The following is a 25565-nucleotide window of genomic DNA, read 5'->3' on the forward strand; positions in this document are numbered from 1 at the left end:
CGATACCCTTTCTCAGAATTCGTAGCGGCCGGTGACGCCCGCCGTGCGCGGCGTGCCGATGACGGCGTTATAGGAACCGAAATTGCTGTTCCACATACTGGTGTAGTAATGCTTGTCGAACGCGTTCTTCACCCACACCGATACGTCCCAGGCCGCGCCGTGCGTACTGCGCACGCCAAGCGACAGGTTGCTGACGCTGTAGGCCGGAATGCGGGAATACGCGGAGGCGTCCAGCGTGCCGTAGGTGCTGCTGCGATAGGCATAGTTGGCGTTGACGAAACCCTGCAGGCCATCGCTCACGCCGTGCGCGTATTGCGCGCCCAGGTTGCCGATCCAGCGCGGCGCGTTGACCAGCGCGTTGCGGCCCGACAGGTCGCAGAACGTACCGGTCCTCTCCGGTGGGCAGGGCGCGTTGGTGTAGCGCAGGTAGCTGGCGTCGTTGAATGAGCCGTTGGCGCGCAGGGTCAGGCCGCGCGCCGGCGTGGCGATCGCCTCGAGTTCGACGCCGCGGGTGCGCACATCGCCCGCATTGGTCAGGTAGGACGCACGGGTGACGGGGTCGTAGGCATTGCTCTGGTAGCCGCGCACGATGGTGGCGAACAGGTTGCCGTTCAGCTGCAGGCGGTTGGCCAGCCATGCGCTCTTGACGCCCAGCTCGAAGGCATTCGCGCGCTCGGCCCCGACCAGCATCGAGGGAATGCCGCCGGCGCCCGGCACGGTCAGGTTGATGCCGCCGGATTTTTCGCCGTGCGACAGGCTCGAATAGAGCAGCACGTCCGGCTGCAGCTTGTAGCCGACCGACAGCAGCGCGGTGGGACTGGCCTGGACCAGGCCAAGGTCGCCCGAATCGAACACGCCGTAGCGGGCGTTGCGGGAAGCCAGCGCGGGGCCGCTCACCGCCGCGCCGCCGGTAGGCGCGTAGCGGACCACGCGCGCCCGCTTGTCCTCGTAGCTGGCGCGCACGCCGGCGCTCAGATCCAGGCGCTGGGTCGCGTGCCAGGTCGACTGGCCGAACAGCGCGTAGCTGTTCACGCGCAGGGTACCGGGCGCGTTGCTGACCAGGTTGTTCCAGGCGCCGGCCGGGGTGCCGTTGTAGACGTCCGCCAGCGGGCCGTTGACGGTGAACGAATTGTTCGACAGCTCCCGGTAGTAGTAATAGGCGCCGAACACGGATTCGACCGGCCTGCCGGACGGCGTGGCCCAGCGCAGCTCCTGGGTGAACTGCTTGTGGTTCGCCGAGGCGCCCACGTTCAGCGTGATCGGCACGGGCAGGCCGTCGTCGTTGTGCGGCACGAAGTTCCAGCGGCGCCAGGCGGTGATCGACGTGAGTTTGGCCTCGTCCGCGAAAGTCCAGTTGGCCTCGGCCGAGACGCCGCCCTGGTGTACGGTGACGCTGGAGCCGGAATCGAGGTTGACGGCGCGCTGCTCCGGGTCCAGCACCGGCGACGCGCCAGCCAGCGCAGCCTGTTTGATGGCGGCGCCGCTCGGACCGGCGCTGTAGAAGACCAGCGTGCCGTTGTTGGATTTTTCCTGGTTGTAGTCGGCGATCACGCGCAGGCTGAAGTCACGCCCCCGCTCGACCAGCACCTGGCCGCGCACGCCTTCGCGGTCGCCGCCCTGCACCTTGCTGCCGTTGTACAGGTTGGTGATGTAGCCATCGTCGTGCGTCTTGTAGGCGGAAATGCGCGCCGCCACGCCATCGCTCACGGGACCGGACAGCACCAGCTTGCCCTGGACGTAGCCGAAGCCGCCGGCGGACAGCTCGACGCTGCGTTCCGGCGTGAAGCCCGGCTTTTTGGTGGCGATGTTCAGCACGCCGGCCGTGGTGTTCTTGCCGAATAGCGTACCCTGCGGGCCGCGCAGCAGTTCCAGCTGCTGCACGTCGAGCGCATCGAAGGCCGCCATGCCGGGCCGCGCCAGGTAGACGTTGTCGAGATAGACGCCGACGCTGCCTTCGAGGCCGTCGCTGGCCGGGTTGTTGCCGAGCCCCCGCACGGCAAAACTCAGCTGGCGCGCGTGCACGTAGTTGATGGTGGTGCTGGGCAGCAGCTGCTGCAGGTCCTGCACGCGGTAGATACGGCTGCCTTCCAGCGCGGCATCGCTCAGCACCGTCATCGGCGTCGGCACGCTTTGCGAGCTTTCGACGCGGCGGCGGGTGCTCACCAGCACGGTCTGGATCGCTCCCGTGAGGGGCTGGGCGCCGGGATCGGCAGGCGCCTCCGCCGCAGTCGCCGCATTGATGGCGGCGGTGGCTGCAGCGTTCTTGTCATCGGTCGCGTGGGCGGCGCCGGCGAATGCAGCCAGCAGGGCAAGGGACATCGTCTTGCGGTTCATGGATTCCCTCCTGCCGTGTGCAGGGCGACCGCGGTCTCGCTGTGCGGCGTGCCGGCGGGCACCCAGTCGTAGGGCACGGGCTGCGCTCGGTAGACCCAGTTGGCGTCGACCTGCCGCCCGGTGCCGCCGACGGCGGATTTACCGAAGTAGGGACTGACGTATTCCCACACGATCTCGCCCTTCGGCGTGACCTGGAAGAAGCGGCCGTTCATGCCCTCGTCGATCAGGGTGTTCCCGTTCGGCAGGCGGCGCGCGCTGCTGATGAAGGCGCTGTAGAAGCTCCATTGCACGCGGCCCGAGTCGACCGCGGTGTATTGCCATACGATCTCGCGCTTCACCGGATCGATCTCGAGCACGCGCGAGTGCGGGAAGATGCCGGGGCTGAGTTTCGGATAACCGGCTTCGCCCTGGTTATCGAACACCAGCAGGTTGCCGGCGCCCGGCAGGCCCTCGGGAATCAAATGCGCGTCGTGCTGCCCGATGATCTGGTCGACCGGGCGCGGCACACGGGTGTCGGCGAGTACCGGGAGATCCGGGCCGAGCCGCCACACGACCTTGCCGGTCTTCTTGTCGATGATGACGATGAAATTCGCTTCGCGCGAATCGATGAGGATGTTGTCCGGGGCGAAGCGCGCATCGCCGGCCTTGTGCCACTTGTTCGGCCCCAGCACGCTCATGTTATTCACGTGCAGCCAGTCCACGGCTTGCGCACCGTATTTCGGCTGGGCGGCCTTCACCAGCTTCAGCGATTCGGGCGAGAAGCCGAATTCCTCGAGGTGTTCGGAGGCGGTCCATTGCCATGCGATCTTGCCGGCGGGCGTGACCTCGTAGATCACGTCGTCCAGCAGCGCCTTTGCCTCGAAGCCGGAAACGGCATGCACCTTGTTGGCCAGCACCAGGGTGTTGCCGTCAGGGAGGCGGCGCCAGTCGTGGTGCTGCTTGGCGGCGCCGCCCGGTGCCCCATCGCCGCCGACCGACGCCGACGCGTAGGCATCCTGCGCGCCCGCACCCCACTGCCACAACACCTTGCCATCCCAATCCACTTCGCCGATCGACTTGTTACCGAGCCCGTTGCCGGCCGCATGCACGCCGGGCAGTTGGGCCAACTGCAGCAGCACATTGCCTTTCTTCCCGTTCGCCAGCGAAGGATCGAGCAGCAGCGGCGGAAAACCTTCGTAGGGCCATTGATGGACCTCATTGCCGTTCATGTCGATCAGGTGGGTTTTCTTGTCCTGTCCGCTGAACAGCACATAGCCATTCCAGGCGCGATCGGGCTGATAAATGGTGACGCCGGTCGGATAGACACTGGGTGCGGCGGCAGCCGAGATGGCGAATACCAGGCCAGCCGCCGCTCCAATACTTAGAGAGAATGAATAGAAATGGGAAACTGCCATATGACCCCTTTAGATGTTTTAGTTAGTATCTAAAGAGAAATCATATTTAAAAGTTATTCTTCATCCTACGAATCAATCCGGATATGGTTATTTGGTGAGTCCGTATGAGCTTATCTGAAAGTATTACTGGACTTCACGCAAATGCAGTATGGGGAAAGGCCGTCCGGCCGAATCGCGTTCCGAACGCCCCGCCTGCACGAATCCGGACTGCAGGTAGAAGGCCAGGCCCTGCGGATTCTGTTCGTTGACGTCGACCGTCAAGGGCCCCTTGTGCGCGCGGGCGTGCGCCAGCAGCTGCCTGCCGGCGCCCTTGCGGAAGTGGGCGGGATCGACGAACAGGGCTTCGAGCGCGGCGCCGTCCAGGCCCATGAAGGCGGCCGGCTCGCCGGCGTCGAATTCGAGCACCCACAGTTCGAGGGCCTCGCCGGCCAGCACGACATCGCGCACCACCGGCAGCAGGTCCTGCACGTCCTGTTCCGCCAGGAAGGCGTGGGTGGCGCGCACCGAGCGCAGCCAGACCTCGACCAGGCGGTCGCGGTCGGCGGCGGCGGCGCGCCGGATCCTGCTCATCTCAGTGCGTCAATTCCGTCTGCTGCGCACCGGCCTTGTTCAGGCGGCTGTTGCGCATGCCGTAGCCGAAATAGGTCAGGACCGCCACCGTCATCCACACCGCGAACACGGTATAGGTGACCTTCGACAGGCCGAACACCAGGTACAGGCAGGCCAGGATCGACAGGCCCGGCACCAGGTAGGGGCCGAAGGGCACGCGGAACCCTTTATGGCCGGTGCGCGTGCTGTCCGCCGGCTGCTTGCGGCGGATGACCGGCACCGCGATCGAGACCACGATGAAGGCCACCAGGGTGCCCATGCTCACCATGTCCCACAGGAAGGTGGCGTCGACGAGGCCGGCCACGATGCCCACCGCCACCGAGACGATCAGGGTGTTGGCCACCGGCGACTGGGTGCGCGGGTTCACGCGCTGGAAGGTCTTCGGGATCAGGCCGTCGCGCGAGATCGCGTACAGGATGCGGGTCTGGCCGTAGATCGTCACCAGGGTCACCGAGAACACGGAGATGACGGCGCCGGCCGACAGCACCAGCGCCGGCCAGGCCTTGCCCGTCACGTTCTGCAGGATCACGGCGAGGCCGGCTTCCTGCCCTTCGAACATGTGGGCCGGCTGGGCGCCCATGGCGGCAATCGCCACCAGCATGTAGAACACGGTCACGATCACCAGGGCCGCCAGGATCCCGAGCGGCACGTCGCGGGTCGGGTTGCGGGTTTCCTCGCCGGCGGTGGCGATGGTGTCGATGCCGATGAATGAGAAGAACACGGTGCCGGCCGCCGCCGTCACGCCGGCCATGCCGCCCGCGCTGTGGGCATTCGCGCCCGAGAAGAAGGGGTGGAAATTGTTGATGTCGAAGCCGGTCAGGGCGATCGCCGCGAAGAACACCAGGATGGCCAGCTTGATGCAGACCATGATGGCATTCGTGGTGGCCGATTCCTTGGTGCCGCGGATCAGCAGGATGCAGCACAACACCACCAGCAGGATGGGCGGCAGGTTGATGTGGCCGGCGTGGAGTTCGATGCCGTTCTTGCCCGAGACGATCATCGGCGAGCGCAGTGCGTCTGGAATCTGCCAGCCGATCGCGTTTTGCAGGAAGTTGTTCAGGTAGTCGGACCAGCCGATCGCGGTGGCACTGGCGGCCAGGCCATACTCGAGCAGCAGGCAGGCGGCGACGATGAAGGCGGCGAATTCGCCCACGGTGGCATAGGCGAAGGAGTAGGACGAGCCGGAAGCCGGCACGCGGTCCGCCAGTTCGGCATAGCACAGCGCGGTCAGGCCGGCAGTGATTGCAGCTAACAGGAACGACAGGACAACCGCCGGGCCGGCTTTTGGCACCGCTTCGACCATGGTGAAGAAGATGCCGGTGCCGATGGTGGCGCCGACGCCGATCATGGTCAGCGGGAACAGTCCCAGCGTACGGCCAAGGCCGCCGCCATGGGCGGACGCGTCGTCGAGCTTGCGCTCGGACGTCTTGGTTCTAAACAGCTTCTGGCCCAATGTCTGATTCACGGCGTGTCCTCTGGTCGCACTTCCAAAGCCTGCGATTATAGGGCCAGTTGCAGCCCACTTATAGATAACATTTTGCAATGCCAGGAAAAAATATTTCCTTAAAGATGCATTTACGATGCAGATTTAGGTAGAATACGCCTGTCATTACAAAGAACCTACGATGCGCCTCACCCGCTTCTCCGATATTGGCTTGCGCGTGCTCATTTATCTGGAGCGGGCCGGCGAACGTTCGCAGCCCGTGACGGTGGCCGAAATCAGCAGCCAGTTCGACATTCCCTTGAATCACCTGGTGAAGGTGGTCGGCCAGCTGGCCAAGCTGGGCTGGATCAAGGCGACGCGTGGACGCAATGGCGGCCTGCGCCTGCTGGCCGATCCGGCCACGCTGACCATCGGCCAGGTGCTGCGCAAGCTGGAAGGCGAAGAGGACGAACTGGTCGATTGCGAGGGCACGAATTGCGCTCTCAAGCTCGACTGCCAGCTGCGCGGGATGCTGCGCGCCGGCATGCGCGCCTTCTATGAAGCCATGGACCGCTACACCCTGGCCCAAGCAACCTCGGGCGCGACCGGCGAACAAGTGATCCGCATGCACAAGATGTTCTGGAGCGGCACACCTGCTGCGATTGAATAGAAGTAAGTACTAGCTTTACTGTTTTACTAGCGCCCTTGTACGGGCATTTTTTTGAAAATTAAATCTGCATTTAAAATGCACCAATAAGGAAAAACCATGATTTCCGACGCTTCCCGCCCTTACATCGACGCCAGCGTACCGGTCCTGCGCCAGCACGGCCTGAGCATCACGAAGCTGTTTTACGCGAACATGTTCAAGGCGCATCCCGAGCTGACCAGCCTCTTCAACATGGGCAACCAGGCAAGCGGCGCGCAGCAGCAATCGCTGGCATCGGCGGTGTTCGCCTACGCCGCAAACATCGGCAACCCGGGCGCGCTGGGACCGGTGGTGAAGCGTATCGTCCACAAGCACGTCTCGGTCGGCATCCGCGCCGAGCACTACCCGATCGTCGGCCACCATCTGCTGGGCGCGATTGCCGAAACCCTCGGCGACGCCGCCACCCAGCCGCTGCTGGACGCCTGGGCGGAAGCCTATGGCTCGCTGGCCAAGCTGCTAATCGCCGCCGAAGCCGAGATGTACAGCACCGCCGGCATCGAGCCGGGCGAGACCCGGGCCATGCGCGTCACGGAAGTCGTCACCGAAAGCGCGAACGTGAAGTCCTTCCGCTTCGTTCCGGTCGACGAGATGCCGCTGCCGGCCTTCCAGGCGGGCCAGTACGTCAGCGTCGCCGTCGACCTGCCGGATGGCCGCCACCAGTTGCGCCAGTACAGCCTGTCGGACGCCCCCGGACTCGCTACCTGGCGCATCTCGGTCAAGCGCGAAGATGGCGCCGCCACCCCGGCAGGCATGGTCTCGAACTGGCTGCACCAGAACGTGCAGGTGGGTTCGGTCCTGCACGTCTCTCACCCCTTCGGCGAATTCACGCCGAACACGGAAGACGCGCAGCCCATCGTGCTGCTGTCGGCCGGCGTCGGCATCACGCCGATGGTGTCCGCCGTGAAGCGTATCGCCGCGGTAAACCCGCAGCGCCGCGTGATCTTCGCCCATGCCGCCCGCAATGCGGCTCACCATGCGCTGAGTGCGGACGTGGACGCCTTGAAGGCCATCATGCCGAACCTGTCGGTGGTGACCTTCCATGAAGATGTCGAAGGCCGCATGGATTTGGCCAAGCTGCCGGTGTGGAAGCGCGAGGAAGCGGAAGTGTGGCTGTGCGGTCCGCACAAGTTCATGCAGGCACAATGGCTGTCGCTGCTGCACGCCGGTGTGCCGGCGGCGCGCCTGCACCGCGAGGTGTTCGGGCCGGAGCTGCTCGACCACCTGCTGTAATCCGCATATTGCATGCGGTCGCGTGGGCACGGGGTGCCCACGTTTTCACATCAATTCAACATTTGAACGTGGTTGCCGCTCACCGTGCGCTGCCCCGGATTGCCGTACACGCGGATCCCGCCCGAGCCGCCATTCTGCGCGATCAGCGATTGCCGCACGTTGGCGGTGATGCCGCCCGAGCCCGAGGACGAGAGGTCGGCCTGGTCGCTGGACAGCTTGCCCAGGTCGAGGTGGCCGGAACCGTTCGAGCGCGCCGTCAGCGAGCGCACCATGCCGCCGACGTGCAGCTGGCCCGAGCCGTTCAGGTTGACGATCGCATAGTCGCCGCGCACCTGGCCCACTTCGAGGCGGCCGGAGCCGCTCATGGACAGCTTGGCGCTGGCGCTCTGCAGGCGGCTGGCGTCCACGCTGCCGGAACCGTTGTTGTCGACTTCCAGGCTGGCCACCTGGCCGGCCACGGACACCATGCCCGAACCGTTGCGGTGCAGGGTCAGCGGCGAACCGGACAGGCCTTCCACCGAGACGCGGCCGGAGCCGTTCTGGCGCAGGTCGGTCAGGCGCGGCACCGTGTAGATCACGTGCACCGGATTGCGGCTGCGATAGGAGCGGTCGGTATAGATGTTCAGGGTGTCGCCGCGCACGTCGGTGCGGACCAGCGGCAGCAGGTTGCCGTCGGCTTCCACCACCAGCGAGGTGGCCGGCCCGACGCGCACGTCGACCACGATGGAGCCGTTGACGTCGAGGCCGTTCACGGTGCCGATCGTGCGCTGGTCGCGCCCGGCGATGCCGTCGCCTTCGACCACATTGCCGTTGAAGGGGGTACGGACGGTGTAGTCGCCGTCGGCGCCGGGAGCGACGACGATGGCGCAGCCGCCGAGGGCGGCGAGACAGGCGATGGCAAGCAGGGTACGCATGGAGGATGGCCTTTCTTGTTAGTGATGATGAACTCTAACAAGAGCTTTCCTGGCCATCCCGCCCCGTGCGACAAACTGCAGGAAATGCGGAACGAACGGTCGCTGGAAGGGATCAGCGTTGGCCGAGCCGGGTATCGCCGAACAGGTTCTTGAACTCGTGCGGCTGCGAACGCCAGTACTGCGGCGGCGCGCTCACGCTGGCGCCCAGTTCGGCGGCCGCATGCCATGGCCAGCGCGGGTCGTACAGCATCGCGCGCGCCAGCGCCACCATGTCGGCCTGGCCGGTCTGGACGATGGTCTCGGCCTGCTTGGCCTCCGTGATCAGGCCCACGCCGATGACCGGCATGCTGGTCTGCTGGCGGATGCGGGCCGCGAACTCGATCTGGTAGCCCGGCCCCACCGGGATCTTCTGCTGCGGCGACAGGCCGCCGCTCGACACGTGGATGAACTGGCAGCCGCGCTGTTCCAGCGCCGCGGTGAAGACCAGGCTCTGCTCCAGGTCCCAGCCGCCCTCGACCCAGTCGGTGGCCGAGATGCGCATGCCGACCACCATCTCCGGCGAGACCTCGGCGCGGATCGCGTCGAACACCTCCAATGGAAAGCGCATGCGGTTCTCGAGCGAGCCGCCGTAGTCGTCGGTGCGCTGGTTGGCCAGCGGCGACAGGAACTGGTGCAGCAGGTAGCCATGGGCGCCGTGGATCTCGATCGCATCCAGGCCGAGGGCGTCGGCGCGGCGGGCGGCGGCCACGAATCCCTCTTTGACGCGCTGCAGGCCGGCGGCATCCAGCGCCAGCGGCACGGTCTCGCCCTGCGCATGCGGCAGCGCGGACGGCGCCACGGTCTGCCAGCCGCGCGGGTGATCGGGCAGGATGTTCGCGCCGCCCCGCCACGGCACCTCGCTCGAGGCCTTGCGGCCGGCGTGGCCCAGCTGGATCCCGATCTTGATCGGAGAGTGCTTGCGCATGGCGTTGATGACCGGCTCCAGCGCGGCCGCATGTTCGTCGGACCAAAGGCCCAGGTCGTCGGGCGAGATGCGTCCCTCCGGCGTGACGGCGGTGGCCTCGAGGATCAGGATGCCGGCGCCGGACAAGGCCAGGTGACCCAGGTGGATCATGTGCCAGTCGGTGGCCAGGCCTTCCTCGGCCGAGTACTGGCACATCGGCGCGATGGCGATCCGGTTGGCCAGCTCGAGCGGGCCGAGCTTGATCGGAGAAAACAGCATGCTCATGGAAAAACTCCCGTTTTGGTCAACGCGCCGTGGGCACGGGGTGCCCACCCTACCGTACAACATATCGTAGGGTGGGCACCCGTGCCCACGGAAACGCTTATTGTGCCTTAACGACCATGATGCCGGCGCGCAGGCCCACACGCACGTCCGGGTTGGGGAAGACGACGAATTCCTCGTCGTGCTTGACGGTGTAGACGGTATCGCCGTCGGTGGCGATCACATCTCCCTGTTTCAGGGGCGTGAAGTTCTCGGTGTCGCGCCCGAAGCTCATCCTGAAAGCATCGGACAGCTTGGTGATCGACTGCGCGGTGTTGAACACCAGCGGCGCCTTGCCCTGCGGCGCAGGCAGGCCACGCAGCAGCGCGTGCAAGGCAGCGCTCATCGCTGCAAACTGCGACAAATCGTTCTGCCCCAGCGTGCCGATGCGGCCCAGCTCCACCGTGCTCGAGGCGGCGCCGTGCTGCTCCGCCGTCCAGTACGAATAGGTACCGGCCGACTTCGGGTTCATGATGACGGCCTCGATGCCGCCCTGCCCCAGCCATGCGATCAGTTCATTACGGGGCCGATCGGCGATCAGCTCCGGCACGATCGCAAACTGCGGATAGCGCGAAGCGCGGATCGCCGTGTGCAGGTCGAGGTGCCAGCGTTGCGGGCCGGCGCCATCGAAGAAGTCACGGGTGGCGGCGATCAATGTGTCCGCCCTGCCCGCCTCGAAGGTGCCGGCAAGGTCGCCGCGGTCGAGTCGGAACATGCGATTCAGGTCGGCGTCGATGAAACGCTTGCCGACCGCGATCGCATCGATGCTGCCGACGCACAGCATCAGGTCCACCTTCAGCTGGTGCGGAGAACGCGACAGCGCATCCACCGCATGTGCCACCATCTCGATTGGCCCGGTCTCGTCGCCGTGCACGCCCACTGACAGCAGCACGCTTGCACGCGCTGCATCGGCGTGCGCTGCCTTCACGGTCAGCACGCCCTTGGCGGGCATGCCAACCGTGAAGCCGGCATCGCGGAACAGGCCGGCCACCTGGCCGAAATCGGCCTGGGCCAGGGCCCTTACCGATTCCGGCAGCGCGTCGAACGCGCTTTTGCTTTCGCCAGCGCTCATCGCCTGATTTCCCAACTCAGGCCGCGAGGCGTTCCGGGCTCGAACCTTCCGACAGCGACCAGACGTTCAGCATTGCCTGTTCGAGGTCGGTCGGCTGGGCGAAGCCGGTCAAGCCCATTGCGCCGGTGGTGTCACGCACGGCAGCCTGCATGTCGCCGGTCTGCTTGGTCCGTTCCAGCACGGTCAGCAGCAGGCGCTGCTGGGTGCGGCGCAGGGCTTGCATCGCGTAGTTGCGCAGCTGTTCCTGCGACTTGCTGGTGGCCGGCAACTTCAGGCCGCGCTCCAGCGTGTCGATGCCGGAAGCGGCGCGCAGCACCATGCCGACCTGCAGGAACTCGGCCAGCGACATGCCGGCCGGGCGCTGCACCGACACCGCGGCGAACAGGAAGGCCGCCAGCGATTCGACGGTGTCGATGGCCTTCCATGCCTGTGCGAAGGACGGCGACAGGCCGGCGTGGGCGTCGGCATCCGATTTGGTCGGGTTCAGGCTGCGCAGCTGTTCCGGCTGCGAGAACAGGTTCGCCAGCTCGGCCATGCCGCCGGCGCCGGCCTGTTCCGCCGGCAGCGACAGCACGCCTTCGATCACGGTGCGCAGCATCGTGCGGGTGCGGGCGTCGACCGTCTGCGAGACATCGCGCGGCACTTTCAGGGCGTCGGCATCGAGCGCCTCGAACACCGGCGCCAGGTGCAGCGCCGACCAGGCCTGGCCCCAGGCCTTGACCACTTCGGCGTCGTCGATGCGGTGTTCCAGCGCCAGATCGCGCAGCATCAGCGGACCGCAACGGTTGACCGACTCGTTGGCCAGCACGGTCGCCAGGATGGCGTTGGCCAGCGGGTGCGCCAGCGGCTTGCGGGTGGCGACCAGCTGTTCCGGGAAGTACGGACGCAGCATGGTCTCGGCCCACGGCAGCTCGGTCAGCGGCAGGGCCGCCAGCACGCGCTTGAAGCGGTTCTTGACGTTGGCGATAACGACCGCCAGTTCCGGCGTGGTCAGGCCCAGGCCGAGCGCCTTGCGGCGGGCAAGCTCGGTCTCGGACGGCAGCTGCTCCAGTTCGCGCGACACGGCGCCTTCGGCTTCGAGGCTGGCGATCAGGGCGGCATAGCCGTCGACCACCGCGCTGTTCGACTGCGCCTGGGCTTCGCGCACCAGCAGGTGGGTCTGCAGGGTGTTGTCGCGCAGGACCAGGTGTTCCACGGCGCCGGTCATCTCGTTCAGCACGCGGTTACGGTCTTCTTCCGGCAGCTCGCCGGCGTTGACTTCGGTATCCAGCCAGATCTTGATGTTGACTTCGTGGTCCGAGCAGTCCACGCCCGCCGAGTTGTCGATCGCATCGGTGAAGATGCGGCCGCCGGCCAGTGCGAACTCGATACGGCCGGCCTGGGTCGCGCCCAGGTTGCCGCCTTCAGCCACGACCTTGCAGCGCAGTTCGCTGCCATTGACGCGGATGTTGTCGTTGGCGCGGTCCTTCACCTGGGCGTGGGTCTCGCTCGAAGCCTTGATGTAGGTGCCGATGCCGCCGTTGTAGAACAGGTCGACCGGCGCGAGCAGGATGCGGTGCATCAGTTCCTCAGGCGTCAGCGAGGTCTCTTCGATGTCGAGCGCCGCGCGCACTTCAGGCGACAGCTCGATGTGGCGGGCGCTGCGCGGGAACACGCCGCCGCCGGTCGAGATCAGGCTCTTGTCGTAGTCTTCCCACGACGAACGCGGCAGGGCGAACATGCGCTGGCGTTCCTTGAACGAGACGATGACGTCCGGGTTCGGGTCCAGGAAGATATGGCGGTGGTCGAAGGCGGCCAGCACTTTCAGCTGGCGCGACAGCAGCACGCCGTTGCCGAACACGTCGCCCGACATGTCGCCCACGCCGACCATGGTGATCGGGGTGGTGGCCATGTCGTGGCCCATTTCGTAGAAGTGGCGCTTGACGGCTTCGAAGGCGCCCTTCGCGGTGATGCCCATCTTCTTGTGGTCGTAGCCGTTCGAGCCGCCCGAGGCGAAGGCGTCGCCCAGCCAGAAGCCGCGCGAGACGGCGATGCTGTTGGCGATGTCGGAGAAGGTCGCGGTGCCCTTGTCGGCGGCAACCACCAGGTACGGGTCGTCCTGGTCGTAGCGCACGGTGTCGCTTGGCGGGACGATCTCGCCGCGCACGCGGTTGTCGGTCACTTCCAGCAGGCTGGCAATGAACAGGCGGTAGACTGCTTCGCCTTCGGCCGCCACCACTTCACGTGCGGCATCCTTCGGCATCTGCTTGCAGACGAAGCCGCCCTTCGAGCCGGCCGGCACGATCACGGCGTTCTTGACCATCTGCGCCTTCACCAGGCCCAGCACCTCGGTGCGGTAGTCTTCCATGCGGTCCGACCAGCGCAGGCCGCCGCGGGCGACCGGGCCGCCGCGCAGGTGCACGCCTTCGAAGCGGCGCGAGAACACATAGATTTCGCGGAACGGACGCGGTTCCGGCACCAGCGCCAGGCTGCTGGTGTTGAACTTGAAGATGATCTTCTCACCGTCGTTCTGGAAATAGTTGGTGCGCACGGTCGCCATCACCAGGTCGACCAGCGCGGCCATGATCTCTTCGGTGTCGGCGTGGTTGACCTTGGCCAGGCCGGCCTTCAGCTCGGCCAGCTTGGCGGCGCCGACGGCGCGCTGGTCTTCGCCCAGCTTCGGATCGAAGCGCAGCAGGAAGCCGTCGACCAGTTCCTTGACCAGGCCGGCGCGCATGCGCAGGGTTTCGGCCATGTAGCGGGTCGAGAACTTGCTGCCTGCCTGGCGCCAGTAGCTGATGTAGGCGCGGACCAGCTGCACTTCGCGGATCGACAGGCCGCCTTCGATGGTGAGACCGTTCAGGCGGCCGTCTTCGGCTTCATCGTTGAACAGGGCGGCGAACAGCTCTTCGGCGACGTCGGCGATGCCGGGCTTGGCCAGCTTGGCGGCGCTCTCGGCGTCGACGATCAGGCTGGTCACGAAGTGGCGGGTGCCGTCGTTGGTGGTGATGGCGAAGGCCTGCTCGCGGTCGATCGCGACGCCGGCGTTCTGCAGGGCCGGCAGGATGCGCGACAGCGAAGGCACGTTGCCGGTCGAGTACAGGCGCAGCGAAGCGCCGGCTGCGGCGTCGTTCTCGATGCGCACCGACACGTGGTTCGGCTTGCCGTTGTTCAGCAGCGCGCACAGGTCGCGGAAGGCGACTTCCGGATTGGTGGCGGCCACATAGTTGACCGGCAGGGTCGGCATCAGTTTGCGCAGCGCGTTGCGGGTCGGGACGTCTTCGATGTCCTCGGTCAGCAGGGTGTAGCGGTCATGCCAGCCGTCCAGCACGGACAGCAGCGGCTGCTGGATGTCGGTTTCGAGGTCCAGCGGATAGCGCGCGGCCTGGGCGATCAGGTAGACGCGGGCCAGCGGGCCGTCGGCCACCATGGTCTGGGTGCGCACGTCGGTGGCGCCGGAGCTGTCCTTCAGGGCCTGGGCCAGCGAGGCGACAACGGCGGCGCTGTAGCGCTCGCGCGGCAGGTAGATCAGCACGTTCAGGTGGCGGTTGTAGACGTCGCGGCGCGCGAACACCTTGGCGCGCGGCTGCTTGTACAGCGAAACCACCGAGCTGCAGACCTGGGCCAGCCATTCCGGATCGGCTTCCAGGGCTTCGGTACGCGGCAGCGATTCCAGAATCTCGAGGAATTTCTCGGCGCGGAAGCCTTCCTGGCGCACGCCGGCGATGCCCAGCACCTTGGCCACGCGGCCGCGCGCGAACGGCAGGCGCGCCAGCGGGGTCGAGGTGGCGGCGCGGGTGAACAGGCCGATGAAGCAGTGTTCGCCGATGGTGTTGCCCTGGGCGTCGGTGGCGCGCACGCCGATGAAATCGAGCGGCTGGTCGCGGTGCAGGGTGCCGGCCACGTCGGCCTTCACGATCGACAGGGTCTCTTCGCGCTTGGACAGGATCTCGAAGTCGCCCGGGATGTTCTGGATGCTGGTCGCGTAGACCGGGTGCGAGGTGTCCTGCAGCACGCCGATGCGGCTCGGGATGTCGCGCTCGAGTTCGCGCACGCCCGGCTTGACGAAGTAGTAGGCGTAACCGAAGGGCTCGAAGCCTTCGTTCTTGGCCCATTCGAGGAAGGCGGCGACTTCCTGGCCGGAAGGCGTGCCCTGGGCTGCCGCCGCGGCGGCGACTGCGCTCATGCGGTCGCCCATGGCGATGGCGTCGCGGTGCACGACGGCGGCGTCGCGCGCCACCATCTGGATGCGCTCGACCAGTGCGTTCATCTCATCCTGTGGCAGGTCTTCGGCCAGCAGGCAGAGCACGTAGGATTCCAGTGGGGCGCCGGCTTCGCCGACCGAGACCACGGCGCCGTTGGCGTCGCGGCGCACCGGCAGCACGGCGTTCATCACGCCCGAGGCCACCACGCGCTGGCGGCGCAGCGCCATCACGAAGGAGTCGACCAGGTAGGGCATGTCCTCGTTGAGGATCAGGAGAGCGGTCGACATGCCGCAGCGTCCGTCGGTGTAGCGCATCTGCGCGATCTGGCAGCCCGGCACGGTGCGCTGGGCAACCTGTGCGAAACCGTCCTGCAGAATGGTCGCCAGGCTGTCCGGCGACACGCCGGCCAGGTCCTCGTCGTCGAGGGAACCGAGCCAGGCGCCGATCAGTGCGGCTACCTGTTCGGTCGGCTTGTTATCGTTGACCAAGGCCAGCGTGCGGGTACGCAGGTCCTGCGGCAGTGCTTTATTCATTTGCTTCTCCAGAGCTGATAGTTGTGCCAGGTCCGCCGCAGCTTGTGGCCACGCGTCCTCCGGCTTATGCGGACGGGGTTGTCCCGTCCAGATTCAGTGCTTCCTTATCCCGAAAGCTAATCCGCTATTAGAACATGCCGCGCAAGCCATGCGGGCATGTTTGGTATCCATGCGGCAACATTCCGGGGCCGGTGTTGCTAATTCAGTTCGTACAGTCCGGGCAGGCCGAGCAGGCGTTCCAGCTCTTCCAGCGCGGCGGTGCATTCGATCGCCAGCTGCGGGTCGGCCAGGTCCTTCGGCTCGACGTGGTCGCGGTAATGGCGCTCGACCCAGGGCACCAGCTTGGCGTACAAGTCCTCGGTCATGATCACGCCCTGGTGCATCGCCGCTGCTTCGTCGTCGGTCAGCGCCACGCGCAGGCGCAGGCAGGCAGGGCCGCCGCCGTTGCGCATGCTCTGGCGCAGGTCGAATTCGATCAGTTCGTCGATCGGGCCGCCGGAGGCGACCAGGCTTTCCAGGTAGCGCGACACGGCGGCGTTCTCGCGGCACTCGTGCGGCACCACCAGCGCCATGCCGCCGTCCGGCTTGGACAGCAGCTGGCTGTTGAACAGGTAGCTCGCCACCGCATCGGCCACCGGCACCATGCTGGTATCGACGCGCACCGCCTGCAGGTCCGCGCCGACGCCGGCCAGCGCGCGCTGCAGCGCATCCAGGGTCGCCGCTTCGCTGGCGAAGGCCTGCTCGTGGTAGAACAGCACATTGCCATTGCCAACCGCGATCACGTCGTTGTGGAACACGCCCTGGTCGATGACGTCCGGATTCTGCGAGGCGAACACGGTGCGCGCACTATCCAGACCATGCAGGCGGGCGATGGCTTGCGAGGCTTCCAGGGTCTGGCGTGCCGGGTATTTTTTCGGGCTTGGCGCGGACGGGTCGAACTCGACCTTCCCGTAGACGAAGAACTCGACCCCGAGCGCGCCGTGGGCGCTGGCGAAGCGCGTGTGGTTCGCCGCGCCCTCGTCGCCGAAGGCCGGCGTGGACGGCAGCGGCTCGTGCACCACGAAGCGGTCGCTGTTCGCGAACAGCGCGCGCAGGGTGCGGGTCGACTGGATGTGTTCTTCCGCGCGGTGCAGCTTGTTGTTCAGGTTGGCGGCGGTGAAGTGCACGCGGCCATCCGCGGTGTCGGCGGAGGGGCTGACGGTGGCGGCATTCGCGGTCCACATCGGCGAGGCCGAATAGGCGCAGGCCAGGATCACTGGCGCTTCCCGATACGCCTGCGCCAGCACGTCGGCATCCGTGCCGGAAAAGCCGAGACGGCGCAGCAGGCGGAAGTTCGGGCGCGCCTGGGGCGGCAGCACGGCTTGCGCGAAGCCGCGCGCAGCCAGTTCGCGCATCTTGGCCAGGCCCTGCAGGGCGGCCTGGCGCGGGTTCGACGCGCTCTTCACGTTGTTGAAGGAGGCGACGTTGCCGAAGGAAAGGCCGGCGTAGTTGTGCGAAGGCCCTACCAGGCCGTCGAAGTTGAATTCGCGGGCGTTGCGCATCTTAAAAACTCAGTCCAGGCGACAGTTTGGCCGGCATTTCCAGCTCGGAGGTTTCGATCGAGGCGACCGGGTAGGCGCAGTAGTCGGCCGCATAGTAGGCGCTCGGGCGGTGGTTGCCCGATTTGCCGACGCCGCCGAAGGGCGCCGAGCTAGCCGCGCCGGTGGTAGGACGGTTCCAGTTCACGACGCCGGCCTTGGCCTTGACCGCAAAGCGCTTCCACAGTTCTTCCGACGGCGACAGCAGCGCGGCGGCCAGGCCGAACTCCGTGGCGTTGGCAACCTTGATGGCGGTATCGAAGTCCTGCACGCGGACGATCTGCAGCAGGGGGCCGAACCATTCCTCGTCCGGAATGCCTTGCGCATCGGTGACGTCGACGATGCCGGCGCTCACAAAACCGTTGTTCGGGTCCAGCTGGCGCATGCGCAGCAGCACCTTGCCGCCCTTCTCTTCCATCATCTGCTGGGCTTCGACCAGGCGCTTGGCCACCTGCGCGGAGACGACCGGGCCCATGAAAGGCTGCGGCTCGGCGTTCGAGGGGCCGACCACCAGCTTGGCGGCGACTTCCACCAGGCGGGCTATGAAGGCTTGTCCCTCCGGGGTGTCGTGCACGATCAGGCGGCGCGCGCACGTGCAGCGCTGGCCGGCCGAGATAAACGCCGACATCACCGCGTGGTGCACGGCAGGGTCGATCTCTTTGACGTCCCACACGACCAGCGGGTTGTTGCCGCCCATTTCCAGCGCCAGCATCTTGCCCGGCATGCCGCCGAACTGTTTATGCAGCGCGACGCCGGTCTGGCTGGAGCCGGTGAACAGGATGCCGTCGACGTCCGGGTGGGCGCCCAGCGCCATGCCGGTCTCGCGGCCGCCGTTGACCAGGTTCAGCACGCCCTTCGGCAGGCCGGCCTGTTCCCACAGCTGGGCCGTGCGCACGGCCGTGCGCGGCGCGAATTCGCTGGGCTTGAACACCACCGTATTCCCGGCGATCAGGGCCGGCACGATGTGGCCGTTCGGCAGGTGGCCGGGGAAGTTATACGGGCCGAACACGGCGAACACGCCGTGCGGGCGGTGGCGCAGCACGGCGTTGCCGTCGGCGACCTTGCTGGCGACTTCGCCGGTGCGCGCGCCGAAGGACTGCACCGAGATGTCGACCTTGTTGGCCATGGTCGTGACTTCGGTGCGGGCTTCCCACAAGGGTTTACCGACTTCTTCGGCGATGATCGCGGCCAGTTCCTCGTTGTGTTCCTTCAGCAGATCGCGGAAGCGCTGGCAGATGGCGACGCGCTGATCGAGCGGGGTCAGGGCCCAGTCCTCGAAATGCTCGCGTGCGGCGGCGACTGCGCGGGCCACGTCTTCGCCGGTGGACTCCTTGCTGGTCCAGGTCTGGCGGCCGGTGGACGGATCGATGGTGACCAGCTCCTGGCCACTGCCGGCGAGCCATTCGCCGTTGATGTAATTGGAGAGATTAGCCATTCGAATTTTTCCTTACATTGAGTGACAGCGTGCGCACCGGGTCGCCCGCCTGGCAATGCAGCAGCTGCAGTTCGCGCACGTTCAGCGCCACCTTGGTGCCGCCGTCGCAGGTTTGCGTGAGGATCATGCGGAAATCCTCGAGCTTCGTGTTCGAGACCAGGGTGGTGTCGCACTCGCCTTCCGGCACGCCCTCTTCCGCCACGGTTGCCACGCTGTCGCGCACCGCGCGCAGCTCGGACACGCGGCCCTGCAGCACCGGGCCGGCGTCGAAGATGTCGACGTAGCCTTCGTAGTGCATGCCTTCCTGCTCCAGGAGCTTCCTCGCCGGGAGCGTGGAGCGGTGCACCTGGCCGATCACGGCCTGCGCGTCTTCCGGCAGGTAGTCGACGTACAGCGGCTGGCGCGGCATCAGTTCGGCGATGAAGGACTTCTTGCCGATCGCGGTCAGGCCGTCGACGTGGTCGAAATCCATCTTGAAGAAGTGGCGGCCCAGGCCTTCATAAAACGGCGAGGTGCCGTCGTCGAGCTGGAAGCCGCGCATCTCGGCGATGATCTTTTCGGTAAACAGCTGCTGGAACTGGGCGATGAACAGGAAGCGGCTTTTGGAAAGCCACTTGCCGTTGTGGCCAGTGCGGTATTCCGGCATCAGGAACAGGGAGCACAGCTCGCTCGATCCGGTCAGGTCGTTCGACAGGTAGAGCGTGTCCATGCGCGTGAACACGCCCAGCTCGCGGCTGGAGTGGACCAGGGTGCCGATGCGGTAGTTGTAGAAGGGTTCCGTCAGGCCGACCGCACCCTTGATGGCGCATACGCCGGCCAGGCGGCGGTTGGCGGTGTCCTCCATCACGAACATGTAGTCGCGCTGTTCCGGCGGGATGGTCTGGGCGAAGGAGGCGACGGCGGTCTCGACGCGCTCGCCGAGCATCGCGCGGTCCGGCTTCAGGGTCGTCATGCCGCTGCCGACCTGGCGCGCCATCTCGATCAGCGGATCGATGTCGTCGAGGGTGATTGCGCGGATTACGAGCATGGATTCCTCTTGGGTGGGATGCGTCAGATGCGCACGCAGATGACGTTGTCGCCCGGCGCGACGCCGAGCGCCTGCTGGGCCCAGGCGGGCAGGCACAGCGACTCGCTGCTCTCGGCCGGCGCGCAGGCGACGACGATGGCGCGGAACTTGCGCTCGCTGCTGGCCACCGCGTAGTCGACCAGCGGATGCGAGCCCGCGGACCCGGCGGCCGGCTGCTCCTGGGTCGCCACGCGCCGCACCATGGAGCTGCGGAAGGAACGCAGCGCGTTCTTGTGCGCCTGCAGGATCGGACCGCCGTCGAAGATGTCGATGTATTCGTCGGCCTCGAAGCCCTCTTCCGTCAGCAGGTCGAAGGCCAGCTGGCCGCTCGGGTGGATCTGGCCGAGCGCCTCCTGCGCCGGGCCGGGCAGCAGCGGCACGTAGACCGGGTAGTGCGGCATCAGCTCGACGATCAGGGTGCGGTTGCGGGCGCCGCCGATGGTGCGCTCGGCGTCCAGGAAGTCCATCTTGAAGAACTTGCGGCCCAGCGCATCCCAGAACGGCGACTGGCCCTTATCGTCGGTGATGCCGGCCAGCGGCACGAAGAAACGGTCGCCGAAGCGGTGCGGCGCCAGCACTGCGTACAGCAGGCGGGCGCGCGACAGCAGGGCCGCTTCGTGGCCGGCGCGGTAGTTGGGCTTGTTGCGGTGGTGGATCGTGAAGCCGGACAGCTGGGAATACGCGGTCAGCTCCGAGCACAGGGTCAGCGCATGCACGCTGTGGCTGATGTTCAGGTCGCGCGAGACCTGCTGGATCACGTCGTTGCGGAACGCGAAATAGGTGCCGTTCGAGCCGGCCGAGGCGTGGATCGCGGCGGTGCCGGCCAGTTCGCGGCTCTCGACGTCTTCCAGCACGAACAGGTAGGTTTCCTCGCTGGGGATGTCGACGTGGGCCGCGAACGAAGCGACCGAGCGCTCGACCAGGGCCACGATCTTCTCGCGCGTGCGCGGCAGGGTATGCACTCCCGGCATGGAGGCGGCCAGCAGCGTCTCGAGGGCGCCGACATCCGCGGGCTCTACCGGACGGACAACATACATGGGAACTCCCGATCTTGGGTCAGGGCGGGCCGGCTGCGCGGGGCAGCCGGCCGGGCAGCTTTATCAGCCGGCGATGAAGGCTGCGGCGGCGTCGCGCATGATGCGGTCGGCTTCGATCAGCTGTTCGTCCGAGACCACCAGCGCAGGCGCCAGGCGCACCACGTCCGGGCCGGCGATCAGCAGCATCAGGCCCAGCTTCTCGGCGGCCTTGGTGTAGTCCTTGGCGCGGCCCTTGAAACCTTCGGCCATCGGCAGGCCGATCAGCAGGCCCTTGCCGCGCGGCTTGCCGAACAGCTGAGGGAAGTCGTTCGACAGCTTTTCCAGCTGGGCGAACAGCTTGCCGCTCGCTTCGTTCACGCGCGCCAGGAAGGACGGCTGGTTGATCTGCTCGACCACGTTCAGGGCGACGGTCGCGGCCAGCGGGTTGCCGCCGTAGGTGGTGCCGTGCGAGCCGACGTTGAAGTGCTGCGCGATCTCCTCGGTGGTCAGCATGGCGCCGATCGGGTAGCCGTTGCCCAGGGCCTTGGCCGAGGTCAGGATGTCCGGGGTCACGCCCACGTTCATGTAGTCGTACAGGGCGCCGGTGCGGCCCACGCCCGACTGCACTTCGTCGAACACCAGCAGGGCGCCGGTCTTGTCGCACAGCTCGCGCAGGGCCTTCAGGAAGTCGATGTCGCCCGGGATCACGCCGCCCTCGCCCTGGATCGGCTCGACGATCACGGCGGCGACGTCGTCGGTGATGGCGGCGCGCGCCGACTCGATGTCGTTGTAGTTGATGTGGTTGATTTCCTGCGGCAGCGGCTCGAAGCCCTCGGTGTACTTCGGCTGGCCGCCGACGGACACGGTGAACAGGGTGCGGCCGTGGAAGGACGACAGGCAGGACACGATGCGCGACTTGTGCGGGCCGAACTTGGTGTGCGCGTACTTGCGCGCCAGTTTCAGGGCGGCTTCGTTGGCTTCGGCGCCGGAGTTGCAGAAGAAGGCGCGGTCGGCGAAGGTGGCGGCGGTCAGGGCCGAGGCCAGGCGCAGCACCGGCTCGTTGGTGTAGCCGTTACCGAGGTGCCACAGGGTGTTGATCTGGCGCGTGACGGCGTCGACCAGCAGCGGGTTGCAATGGCCGAGGCTCGAAACGGCGATGCCGGAAGTGAAGTCGAGGTAATGCTTGCCGTCCTGGTCCCAGACGTCGAGACCGGCGGCGCGCACCGGCACCATGGCGGCCGGGGCGTAGGTCGGGACGAGGACCTCGTCGAAAGTCTGGCGTGTGACAGGCAGCGTAGTAACACCCGATTCGAGCTTAGCATTCATGACGTTCTTCCTCATCCAAATAAGAGTCGCGCGAACTCCAACAGCCGCGCCGAGCGCCCCATTATAAAAAGCCCACCCTTGCAGTTCTTTTCAAACTGCGACAGGCATTTTCATTTTTGGACGAGCAACATTTACGCTATCTCAAGCGAAATTCGGGGTCAGAGCACTTTAATTTGTGAACTTCTTCAACTCTGCTTCGATGGTCGAGCTACGTCGCCCATTCTCGGCGATTCCACCAACAAAAATGGACCTGACCCCGAATTTGGGCAATTACTCGGCGAGTTTGCGCTGGCGTTCTTCGCGCGGGGTGTTGCCGAACAGGGCGCCGAAGGCGGTGGAGAAGTGGGAGCCGGAGGAGAAACCGCACATCAGGCCCACCTGCACGATGGAGTGGTTGGTGTCGCGCAGCAGCTGGCGCGCGCGTTTCAGGCGCAGTTCGAGGTAGTAGCGCGAAGGCAGGCTGCCCAGGTATTGCTTGAACAGGCGCTCCAGCTGGCGCCGCGAGATGCCGGCCAGCTGGGCGATGTCGTCGGTCGAGAGCGGCTCTTCGATGTTGGCTTCCATCAGGGTCACGGCTTCCGTCAGCTTGGGCTGCAGCACCCCGAAGCGGGCCTGCAGGGCCACGCGCTGGCGCTCTTCCTGGCCGCGCACGCGGTCGACGCAGAGGATTTCCTTGACCTGGGCCTGGGCCGTGGCGCCGAACAGGACCTCGACCAGGGTCAGCGCGAAGTCGATGCTGGCGCCGCCGCCGCAGCAGCTCAGGCGCGCGCCGTCGATCTCGTACAGGTGGGGGCTCAGCATGGCCTGGTCGGCGATGGCGTCGGCGTCCGGGTACAGCGACCACGGCAGCGCGGTGCGCGCACCGATGAAGGCGCCGGCCTCGGCCAGCCACAGCACGCCGGCGCCCACGCCGCCCCAGCAGGGCGCGGCGCGGCAGCGCTGGGCCAGCAGGCGCATGTTCGCCGGGCGCAGGCCGGCTTCGGCTTCATCGGCGACCAGCAGCACCAGGTGCCAGTGGCGCTGGCCGTCGCCGGCAAATTTGTCGGGGCTGCGCACGTCGACGATCAGGCGCTCCGGCCCCACCATCTTGGCCGCCAGGCGCAGCGGCTGCACGATCCCAGCCCAGGTCAGGGAATCCGGCTCGCCGGCGTTCACCAGCAGTACACGCAGTGGCAATTCCTGCGCGAGGCTGGACAGTTCAGCGTGCTGCATCGGACTTGGTCGGGATCATCACTCGGGGGCGAGCGCGGCGGCGGGCCGGCTCTCGGCGTTCCATTGGCTGACAATCATACCGGAGATCAACAGGGCGGCTCCCAGCCAGCCGCGGGCCGTCATCGCCTCGCCCAGCCAGAAATAGCCGAAGAAAGCGGCCGCACCGGGTTCGAAGGCATAGATCACGGCCGCCTCGTTGGCCGTGGTGCGCGACTGGCCCCAGGTCTGCAGCGAGATGATGGCGGCGGTGCAGACCACGCTCAGGTAGGCGAAATTCGGCCAGTAGGCCAGCAGGTTGCCGCCGATGTAGCGCCAGTAATTGCCGCCGTCCTCGAGCACGCCGAAGCCGCGTGGCGCTTCGCGCAACAGCAGCCAGACGGCCGCGCACACGGCCACGGTGCCGATCTGCGCCGCCGTCACGCTCAGCAGGCGTTTGGCGCTGCGGGTGCGGATTTCCATGAGCTTGACGTAGGCGCCGAAGCAGAAGGCGCCAAGCAGCGCCAGCGTATCGCCGGCGCCCCAGGCGCCGCCATCCCAGCACAGCGCCGCCAGGCCGGCCACCGCCAGCACCAGCGCGAACACGATGCGGCGTTCCGGCAGGCGCCCCCCGAGGACGCCCAGCAGCGGCACCACCAGGACATTGAGTCCGGTGATGAAGGCATTGCGGTTGGAGCTGGTCAGGGCCAGGCCCTCGACCTGTAACAGGTAGCAGAAGAACAAGACCAGGCCCAGCAGCACGCCGGAGCGCAGGTCGGCCAGGTGGGCGCGCCACAGGAAGGGCGAAAGAATCACTACCGCGAGCGCGAAGCGCGTCAGGATGATCCACACCGGCGAGAACGTCACCGTGAGATCTTTCATGGCGGGGAAGGTCGTGCCCCACACGAGGACGACGAGGATGAGGGCGGCAATGCCGCGCAGCTGCTGGGTCATAGCGCAATATGGTACCTGCCCCGGCCGTAAAATGCGAATGCCGGCGCCGAGCCGCAGCGGCGCGCAGCCCGCTATAATCCGTTCATCACCCAGAAAGGAAGACCGACTCGTGAAAACTGCCCTGCTCGACGGTAAAAAACCGCCTCATTTCGACAAGCACATCATCGGCAACATCCTGCTCGATGTCGCCCCGGCCGAAGAAGTGCGCCAGGAAAAGATGCTGATCGGCGTGCGCAACGACGCCGGCGAGATCTACCGCCTGATCGGCGCCACCAAGCTCAACAGCTTCATGAACGCGGTCGAAGAACTGTTCGACCTCGGCCTGGTCGACGAATTGCAGGACACGGAAGAGCCGAAAGACGGCTGCGACGCGATTTTCAGCGAACCCTAATTTCTTCATGGACAGACTCGACGCCCTCAAGAGCATCGCCGCGCAAGCCGGGCGTGGCGAGCTGGCCTTTCCGACCCACGTCAACGCCACGCTCAAGCTGCAGCGCGCGCTGAGCGACCCCGACTGCCACGTCGAGGAAGCCGCGCGCCTGGTGCAGGCCGAGCCGCTGCTGGCCGCGCGCACCGTCGCCATCGCCAACTCGGCCGCCTATAACCGTGCCGGCAACGACGTCACCAACGTCCGCGCCGCCGTGCAGCGGGTCGGTTTCCGCACCCTGGGCGCCCTGGCGGCGTCGGTGATCGTGCGCCAGCTGGCCAGCGGCGTCACCGACCCGCACCTGCGCGCCAAGGCCGACCAGCTGTGGCAGCACTCGGCCAACGTCGCCGCGCTGGCGCTGGTGATCGCGCGCCGCGTCTCCTTCGTCGATCCGGACACGGCGATGTTCGCCGGCATCGTGCACGAAGTCGGCGGCTTCTATCTGCTGTCGAGAGCGGGCGAGTTCCCCGGCCTGCTGGACGGCGGCGCCGAGGAATGGATCGAATACGGCCAGGTCGACATCGGCCGCGGCGTCCTGCTCAAGCTGGGCGTCCCGGGCCCGGTGATGGATGCGATCGAAGCCCTGTGGAACGGCATGCGCGCCCTGCCGCCGGAAACCCTGGGCGACACCCTGATGCTGGCCAAGGACCTGGCGCCCATCCCCTCTCCGCTGCTCGAGCGCCCGGGCTTCAGCCCGACCCAGGCCAGCGCCACCATCGACTTTGCAGTCGGCGACGGCACCCTGGCCTTGATCCTGCAGGAGTCGGGAGAGGAAGTGCGTAGTCTGGTGAATGCGCTGGACTGAACAGTTAAGAGCGGCGGCGCAAAAAAAACGCCCGCTGCAAGAGCGGGCCAAGTCCAAAACTAGGGATGTCCTGAAAGAGACGAGTCCATATTAGTTCCCTTAGCGGGG

Annotated in this window: 19 protein-coding genes; 4 read left to right on the forward strand and 15 right to left on the reverse strand. The window is 66.5% G+C overall.

The window, feature by feature from the left end; all coding sequences use genetic code 11:
* Positions 1 to 12: 12 nt before the first annotated feature.
* The 4 genes from AC07PE_RS07920 to AC07PE_RS07935 all read right to left on the reverse strand — a co-directional run bounded on the left by AC07PE_RS07920 (position 13) and on the right by AC07PE_RS07935 (position 5802).
* Positions 13 to 2334 carry a TonB-dependent receptor gene (locus AC07PE_RS07920; protein WP_498762840.1) on the reverse strand — a complete coding sequence of 774 codons (2322 nt, stop codon included), beginning with the start codon at positions 2332 to 2334 and terminating at the stop codon, positions 13 to 15.
* The gene (locus AC07PE_RS07925; protein WP_498762841.1) at positions 2331 to 3728 is read right to left on the reverse strand and encodes an aryl-sulfate sulfotransferase; all 1398 of its coding nucleotides are present in this window, start codon (positions 3726 to 3728) and stop codon (positions 2331 to 2333) included. Before AC07PE_RS07925 ends, AC07PE_RS07920 begins: the two co-directional genes overlap by 4 nt.
* 123 nt (positions 3729 to 3851) lie before the next feature.
* Positions 3852 to 4298: a GNAT family N-acetyltransferase gene (locus tag AC07PE_RS07930; RefSeq protein ID WP_498762842.1), complete on the reverse strand. Its 447-nt coding sequence runs from the start codon at positions 4296 to 4298 to the stop codon at positions 3852 to 3854.
* 1 nt (position 4299) lies between these two features.
* Positions 4300 to 5802, reverse strand: coding sequence for an APC family permease (locus tag AC07PE_RS07935; RefSeq protein WP_498762843.1), 1503 nt, complete (start codon positions 5800 to 5802; stop codon positions 4300 to 4302).
* A gap of 160 nt (positions 5803 to 5962) precedes the next feature.
* Between AC07PE_RS07935 and AC07PE_RS07940 the strand changes: the two genes are divergently transcribed.
* Together AC07PE_RS07940 and AC07PE_RS07945 are read left to right on the forward strand one after the other, a co-directional pair.
* On the forward strand, positions 5963 to 6430 hold the full coding sequence (locus tag AC07PE_RS07940) for an RrF2 family transcriptional regulator (protein ID WP_498762844.1): 468 nt from the start codon (positions 5963 to 5965) through the stop codon (positions 6428 to 6430).
* Positions 6431 to 6526: 96 nt separating this feature from the next.
* A complete protein-coding gene (locus AC07PE_RS07945; protein WP_498762845.1) occupies positions 6527 to 7696 on the forward strand; it encodes a globin domain-containing protein in 1170 nt (389 codons plus the stop codon).
* A 50-nt stretch (positions 7697 to 7746) separates the two neighbouring features.
* Here AC07PE_RS07945 and AC07PE_RS07950 read toward each other — a convergent pair whose 3' ends face one another.
* The 11 genes from AC07PE_RS07950 to AC07PE_RS08000 all read right to left on the reverse strand — a co-directional run bounded on the left by AC07PE_RS07950 (position 7747) and on the right by AC07PE_RS08000 (position 24225).
* Positions 7747 to 8610, reverse strand: coding sequence for a head GIN domain-containing protein (locus AC07PE_RS07950; protein WP_498762846.1), 864 nt, complete (start codon positions 8608 to 8610; stop codon positions 7747 to 7749).
* 112 nt (positions 8611 to 8722) lie between these two features.
* Positions 8723 to 9838 carry an NADH:flavin oxidoreductase/NADH oxidase gene (locus AC07PE_RS07955; RefSeq protein ID WP_498762847.1) on the reverse strand — a complete coding sequence of 372 codons (1116 nt, stop codon included), beginning with the start codon at positions 9836 to 9838 and terminating at the stop codon, positions 8723 to 8725.
* Between the two features lie 97 nt (positions 9839 to 9935).
* A complete protein-coding gene (locus tag AC07PE_RS07960; protein ID WP_498762848.1) occupies positions 9936 to 10946 on the reverse strand; it encodes a succinylglutamate desuccinylase in 1011 nt (336 codons plus the stop codon).
* Positions 10947 to 10962: 16 nt separating this feature from the next.
* Positions 10963 to 15663: an NAD-glutamate dehydrogenase domain-containing protein gene (locus AC07PE_RS07965; RefSeq protein ID WP_498762849.1), complete on the reverse strand. Its 4701-nt coding sequence runs from the start codon at positions 15661 to 15663 to the stop codon at positions 10963 to 10965.
* Between the two features lie 197 nt (positions 15664 to 15860).
* Positions 15861 to 17204 carry an N-succinylarginine dihydrolase gene (gene astB / locus AC07PE_RS07970; RefSeq protein ID WP_498762850.1) on the reverse strand — a complete coding sequence of 448 codons (1344 nt, stop codon included), beginning with the start codon at positions 17202 to 17204 and terminating at the stop codon, positions 15861 to 15863.
* A 1-nt stretch (position 17205) separates the two neighbouring features.
* The gene (astD, locus tag AC07PE_RS07975; protein WP_498762851.1) at positions 17206 to 18675 is read right to left on the reverse strand and encodes a succinylglutamate-semialdehyde dehydrogenase; all 1470 of its coding nucleotides are present in this window, start codon (positions 18673 to 18675) and stop codon (positions 17206 to 17208) included.
* Positions 18668 to 19702 (reverse strand): arginine N-succinyltransferase, encoded by a 1035-nt coding sequence (astA, locus tag AC07PE_RS07980; RefSeq protein ID WP_498762852.1) that lies wholly within the window; start codon positions 19700 to 19702, stop codon positions 18668 to 18670. Before astA ends, astD begins: the two co-directional genes overlap by 8 nt.
* A gap of 23 nt (positions 19703 to 19725) precedes the next feature.
* Positions 19726 to 20778 carry an arginine N-succinyltransferase gene (locus tag AC07PE_RS07985; protein WP_498762853.1) on the reverse strand — a complete coding sequence of 351 codons (1053 nt, stop codon included), beginning with the start codon at positions 20776 to 20778 and terminating at the stop codon, positions 19726 to 19728.
* Positions 20779 to 20841: 63 nt separating this feature from the next.
* A complete protein-coding gene (locus AC07PE_RS07990) occupies positions 20842 to 22083 on the reverse strand; it encodes an acetylornithine/succinyldiaminopimelate transaminase (RefSeq protein WP_498762854.1) in 1242 nt (413 codons plus the stop codon).
* A 270-nt stretch (positions 22084 to 22353) separates the two neighbouring features.
* A complete protein-coding gene (locus tag AC07PE_RS07995) occupies positions 22354 to 23295 on the reverse strand; it encodes a GlxA family transcriptional regulator (RefSeq protein WP_498762855.1) in 942 nt (313 codons plus the stop codon).
* Positions 23296 to 23313: 18 nt separating this feature from the next.
* Positions 23314 to 24225 carry a DMT family transporter gene (locus AC07PE_RS08000; RefSeq protein WP_498762856.1) on the reverse strand — a complete coding sequence of 304 codons (912 nt, stop codon included), beginning with the start codon at positions 24223 to 24225 and terminating at the stop codon, positions 23314 to 23316.
* A 109-nt stretch (positions 24226 to 24334) separates the two neighbouring features.
* Here AC07PE_RS08000 and AC07PE_RS08005 point away from each other — a divergent pair, with 109 nt between their 5' ends.
* Complete coding sequence (locus AC07PE_RS08005) at positions 24335 to 24616, forward strand: hypothetical protein (protein ID WP_498762857.1); 282 nt, start codon at positions 24335 to 24337, stop codon at positions 24614 to 24616.
* Positions 24617 to 24623: 7 nt separating this feature from the next.
* A complete protein-coding gene (locus AC07PE_RS08010; protein WP_498762858.1) occupies positions 24624 to 25457 on the forward strand; it encodes an HDOD domain-containing protein in 834 nt (277 codons plus the stop codon).
* Positions 25458 to 25565: the final 108 nt, after the last annotated feature.

The sequence above is a fragment of the Telluria sp. GW821-FHT07G12 genome (assembly GCF_059418525.1).